This window comes from Candidatus Omnitrophota bacterium, assembly GCA_016209275.1.
In the GTDB taxonomy this organism is placed as follows: Bacteria; Omnitrophota; Gorgyraeia; order Aquiviventales; family Aquiviventaceae; genus JACQWM01.
The window spans coordinates 1-4,477 of record JACQWM010000006.1 but is presented as its reverse complement, the minus strand read 5'-3'; the positions used below and the strand labels follow the sequence as shown (position 1 = coordinate 4,477).

Genomic DNA, 4,477 nt, shown 5'->3' with positions numbered 1-4,477 from the left:
GTGTAGGAGCCACCCGGGTGGATAGAGCGAATCACGCCGCCCCGGTCGAGCAGAAAGCTCACCGAGGTCCACGCCCGGTCGTGCCCATCGAGCCACCAGCGCTTGAGCGTCCGCCACTCCGGGTCGATCGCCACCGGAAACTGGAACTGATACCGCGTCACCAGTCGCTCCACGTGCCGGCGCGTCAGAGGCGTCGGTGACTTGTGGTGGTAGAACCCGATCACCACGAGGCCCTTCGTATGGTATTTCTCATGGAGCGTGTTGAGATTCGGCGCGGAGGCCGCGCAGTAGGGACACTCCGGGCCGGTCCACCACCGCACGAGGACGACTCGACCCCTCAGTTGTTCCAGCGAGAGGGGCTGGCGGCTATTGAGCCAATCCGACACCTCCCAACTCAGGGCTTTTGTGCCGATCAACTCCGCCCCTTCGTTGGAGACCGCAGCGCACAGCGCGGCCGTTCCGCACCACAGAACGGCCACACCCACGATCCAGATGGCCCCACGCCTCATCGGCTCAACACGCTACCCCCTCCGGCTAGTAGGCCCGTTCTTGTCCTGACGTGGACGTGCTGCTCGTTGAACGCACCGGAATGCGGTTGTCATGCTCGTCATAGGTGTAGCGTGCGTTGCCAGCGACTTTGTGGATGCGTTGGTCAACGACCTTGAGCTGCTCACCGGTCGCTTGGACATCGAAATCGAGATCCAACAGTTCGCCGGTCTTCGTGTCACGCATGTCGGTGCAGGAATAGTACAGCGCGCCGGTCTTGCCCACCCGATCGTGCACCCGCACGAATTCCAACTGGCGCGTGGTGCCGGTCACCGGATCCTTGATCGTGAACGCCCCCTTCTGTTGCGACACGCCCTGCACGTAGCTCTTGATGGTCTGTCGGATCTGCTCAGCCGACGGCTCCGCCTTCACCGCCTGGCCGCCGTGCTCCTGCGTTGCGCCGCCATGTTCCTTGGCTTGTGGTGCCGCCGTGCCGCTGCCTTCCCTTGTGGCGGTGCCCGTGTGTTCCTGGCCTCCATGTTCCGCCGCATCCACCGGCCACCCTGCACTCAACAGCCCGCACATCCCGACCACGAAGAACCCAGCCCCCATCCACCGCTTCATGTCGTCCTCCCGTGTTGGAGGTCCGTAAACCGGACCTCGACGCCGACATTCGAACGCACTTCCCACGCGTTAAGATGCAGGATCAGACAAAACGATTCACAATATTGCGCATCAACCCCTTACGGTTGTTGCGCAGGCGACGGATGAAGGCAGGTGGCGCTACCGTCTTTGGATCGTGCTTGGCCGACCAGCGGATGATTTCCAACAGGACGGGGAGCAGGTCGAGGCTCTTCCGGGTCGGCGCGTAGACAACCTGCCGATGATTGAGCCTATCGTGAGATTTTGTGAGCAGTCCCTCGGCCTCTAAGCGCCTCAGCCGCTCTGCTAAAATGTTCGTAGAGATCCCCTCCTCGGAGGCTAGGAACTCGTTGTAGCGCCGCTTGCCCATGAAGAGCAGATCGCGCAATACCAGGAGGCTCCATTTGTCACCAAAGAGATCGAGCGCGTACGCGATGGGGCAATGGGATCGGCAAGGACGGCGCATCAGCTCCATCATGCCATAAAACTTGCAAAACGCAAGCTTCGTGGCTACACTATGGTAACTTGCAAAGTGCAAGCACGATCGCTTTCATGCGGGAGGACACACAACAACCGGGAGGTGTCACCATGTGCAACGCCTTTCAAGGTTCCAGCGAAATCCTGATCAATTCCAGGCCTGAGCCCATCTGGGCTGTCTTGGCCGACTCGACGTGCCTGCCGCAATGGGCCACGATGGTGAAATCAACGACGGGAACAGCAGAGCGCGTTGGGTCAACCAGGACGTGTCAGGTTGAGTGGGAAGGCCGCAAAGATCAAGTCGTGGAACGGTGCATCGAGGCCGTCCCTCCGCGGAAGATCGGCTGGATCATGGAACAGGGCATGATGACCAAGATGTTTTCAACAATCCAATTTGGCTTCGAGCTGGAACCACAGGGCGCCAGCCAGACCCTGCTTCGGCTTGGGTTTCTGTACGAACCCAGACATCTGCTGGCCCGCCTCATGTATGCCCTGATGATGCGGCAGAAGATGGCATCGTTGCGGCAGACGCTGTTGGAGAACCTTAAAACGTTGGTGGAGCGGCGAGCGGCAGCCCATGGCGTATAACGAACCACTGGCCAGCCGAGTCAGACACGTCCTCGCCCGCCGCAAGGGGCTGACGGAGAAGCAGATGTTCGGCGGCCTGGCCTTCTTGCTGCATGGCAAGATGTGTTGTGGCGTGTTGCAGGATAAGCTCGTCGTCCGCGTGGGACCTGCACACTACGAGGAAGCGCTCAAAGAGCCCCATACTCGGCCGATGGACTTCACCGGCCGACCCCTGAGAGGCTTTGTCTACGTGCTGCCCCGAGGCGTCCAGAGTCCGGCAGCCTTGAAGGGGTGGGTGGATCTTACCTTGCGCCACGCGGCGTCGTTGCCCACGAAGCGAAGGTGAGAGCCCGTTCTTCTCAGATCGCTTTCAGCTCACCTGCGTTGATTTTCTCCACCAGCGTGTTCCAGGCCTCTTTCGTCAGCCGCACGAGGTTGCCCTCCTCGCCGATGCGCACTTCATCCTTGGCGACATCGACGACCACCTCGGGACACGCCCCACACGCTGGGCACAGCGAAACTCGAGTTGGTTGTTCCATCTTCACTCACCTCCTCGTTTAAAAGGTCACCCGAACGCCGATCACATACGTCGGCCCCGCTTCGCGGATCTCGGCCCGGTTGAGATCCTGGATGACAGGAAACTGGAGCGACCCTTCGACAATCCACCGTGGTCCCACCCACTGAATGCCTGGAGACAGGTAGAGCGTGTACCCACCAAGATCGCCGACGAGATCGCCATTGACCGTGTTCTTCTGGTTGAAGATGCCATTGAGCTCCAACACCGCGTGGATCGCCGACGGCGTCCCCCATTCCGGCAGCTGCCCTGGCCACACGCGCACCCACAGACCGGCATCATGGCTCAGCGCATCCCCGAACTCGAAGCCGCGCGCCTCGGTATTGAACTGGTAGACCACATCCGCCGACAGTTCGTACCGCTGCTCCTGGTGCGTGGCGACGGCCCCCATAAATGGATCCCAGGAGCCGGAGCCAAGCTGGATCGGACGGGGAAATTTTCCCAGCCCGTTGGCCTCACTCGTATCACCAGTCGGGAGCTCCAGCCCCCCGATGAGGGCGAGGCGATTGGTTCTGCCCAGCCGGTCCTGTCGCCAGAGACGCTGCTTGACGAACACCTGCACGTCCCCGATCCCGGCGTCTTCGCGCTCACTGCGGCCGCCATCGGAGCTATTGACTTCTTGCGCTTTATAGAGAAACGGAATGGCGGTAAACAGCGACGTCCCGTCGCGAAGGCCGTAGATCAGGACGTTACGGTTGGCAATGATCTGGAGCTTACGATTTTCGCCGGTGCGGTCGTCCGTCTTGCTTTTGAAGACCGTCTGGGAGCGGACGATCCACTGGCCCTCAGCCGGGGTGAGGCCGGTATCGGTGTTGATCGCCCCGGACACCGTGCCGGTCAGCCCGCTCCAGAGTCCGACGCCGACCAGGAGACCGGCGAATCGTCTACCGAAGCCCATAGCTCCTCCATGTGAATCGCTGAATCCGGTGATTGCCCCAATCGACCACATACACCCTGCCTGCTTCATCGATCGCCATGTCTGTGGGCCGCTCAAATTGACCCGCTCCGGTGCCTTGGCGGCCCCACGTTCCGCGCCACCTGCCCTCGGGAGCAAAAAGCTGGATCCGGTGGTTGTAGAAGTCGGCGACGTAGACCGAGCCATCAGGAGTCACGGTAACAGCTGTAGCGACGTTGAACCAGCCGCGCAACGGGCCCTTGATGCCCCGAGTCGCAGGTCCGCCCCAGGCGCTCAGCCACGTGCCGTCAGGGCTGAAGCGCTGGACTCGGTGGTTGTAGGCATCGGCGACATACATGGAACCGTCTGTGCCAATCGCGACATCGGTTGGATAATAGAACTCTCCACGCCCGTGGCCCTTCTGGCCCCAGCCTCGGAGGAAACGGCCCTGCTGGTCAAAGACCTGTACCCGATGGTTGTTGAAGTCGGCCACGTAGACGGTGCCGTCCGGTGCGACCGCCACCCCGGCTGGCGCATCGAATGCGCCCGGCTGGCTGCCAGACGAGCCCCAGCTCCTGACGAGCGTCCCTTCTGGCGTGAGGACGACGACCCGATCCGCCAGGTACAGAGGAACGTACAACAACTCATCAGGCCCAAGGGCCAGATGCATCGGTCGCTCGAGACGAATCTCCCCAGCTTCTTCCCATGTCGCGAGCCACGTGCCGTCCTCCCTAAAGATCTGGATGCGATCGTTCTCTGTATCGGCCACATAGACTCGTCCCTGATGTACGACGATCCCCACGGGGTGCTGAAACTGCCCAGCCTGGTTACCTTCT

8 protein-coding genes are annotated in these 4,477 nt (G+C 61.4%); 2 read left to right on the top strand and 6 right to left on the bottom strand.

Going from position 1 to position 4,477, the window contains the following annotated elements:
• The 3 genes from HY737_01355 to HY737_01345 form a co-directional block, all read right to left on the bottom strand.
• Positions 1-509, bottom strand: a 509-nt coding sequence (locus HY737_01355; GenBank protein ID MBI4597035.1) for a redoxin family protein, incomplete at its 3' end; no start/stop codon positions are given.
• Between the two features lie 25 nt (positions 510-534).
• Complete coding sequence (locus HY737_01350; protein ID MBI4597034.1) at positions 535-1,110, bottom strand: hypothetical protein; 576 nt, start codon at positions 1,108-1,110, stop codon at positions 535-537.
• Positions 1,111-1,192: 82 nt separating this feature from the next.
• The gene (locus tag HY737_01345; protein MBI4597033.1) at positions 1,193-1,594 is read right to left on the bottom strand and encodes a helix-turn-helix transcriptional regulator; all 402 of its coding nucleotides are present in this window, start codon (positions 1,592-1,594) and stop codon (positions 1,193-1,195) included.
• 122 nt (positions 1,595-1,716) lie between these two features.
• Here HY737_01345 and HY737_01340 point away from each other — a divergent pair, with 122 nt between their 5' ends.
• Both HY737_01340 and HY737_01335 read left to right on the top strand, forming a co-directional pair.
• Positions 1,717-2,193, top strand: a complete 477-nt coding sequence (locus HY737_01340; protein ID MBI4597032.1) for an SRPBCC family protein — start codon at positions 1,717-1,719, stop codon at positions 2,191-2,193.
• On the top strand, positions 2,183-2,518 hold the full coding sequence (locus tag HY737_01335) for a TfoX/Sxy family protein (GenBank protein ID MBI4597031.1): 336 nt from the start codon (positions 2,183-2,185) through the stop codon (positions 2,516-2,518). The genes HY737_01340 and HY737_01335 overlap by 11 nt, the downstream gene beginning before the upstream one ends.
• Before the next feature lie 13 nt (positions 2,519-2,531).
• On the opposite strand, the gene HY737_01330 is transcribed toward HY737_01335, so the two are convergent.
• From HY737_01330 to HY737_01320, 3 genes are all read right to left on the bottom strand, one after another.
• Complete coding sequence (locus tag HY737_01330) at positions 2,532-2,711, bottom strand: hypothetical protein (protein ID MBI4597030.1); 180 nt, start codon at positions 2,709-2,711, stop codon at positions 2,532-2,534.
• An 18-nt stretch (positions 2,712-2,729) separates the two neighbouring features.
• The gene (locus HY737_01325; GenBank protein MBI4597029.1) at positions 2,730-3,644 is read right to left on the bottom strand and encodes a transporter; all 915 of its coding nucleotides are present in this window, start codon (positions 3,642-3,644) and stop codon (positions 2,730-2,732) included.
• Positions 3,631-4,477 (bottom strand): 6-bladed beta-propeller (locus HY737_01320; protein ID MBI4597028.1); only part of this gene is annotated, 847 nt, incomplete at its 5' end. The genes HY737_01320 and HY737_01325, both read right to left, overlap by 14 nt.

Coding starts and splice junctions, on each gene's coding strand:
- HY737_01350 (MBI4597034.1), bottom strand. CDS start 1,110: ATGAAGCGGTGGATGGGGGCTGGGTTCTTCGTGGTCGGGATGTGCGGG.
- HY737_01345 (MBI4597033.1), bottom strand. CDS start 1,594: ATGCGCCGTCCTTGCCGATCCCATTGCCCCATCGCGTACGCGCTCGAT.
- HY737_01340 (MBI4597032.1), top strand. CDS start 1,717: ATGTGCAACGCCTTTCAAGGTTCCAGCGAAATCCTGATCAATTCCAGG.
- HY737_01335 (MBI4597031.1), top strand. CDS start 2,183: ATGGCGTATAACGAACCACTGGCCAGCCGAGTCAGACACGTCCTCGCC.
- HY737_01330 (MBI4597030.1), bottom strand. CDS start 2,711: ATGGAACAACCAACTCGAGTTTCGCTGTGCCCAGCGTGTGGGGCGTGT.
- HY737_01325 (MBI4597029.1), bottom strand. CDS start 3,644: ATGGGCTTCGGTAGACGATTCGCCGGTCTCCTGGTCGGCGTCGGACTC.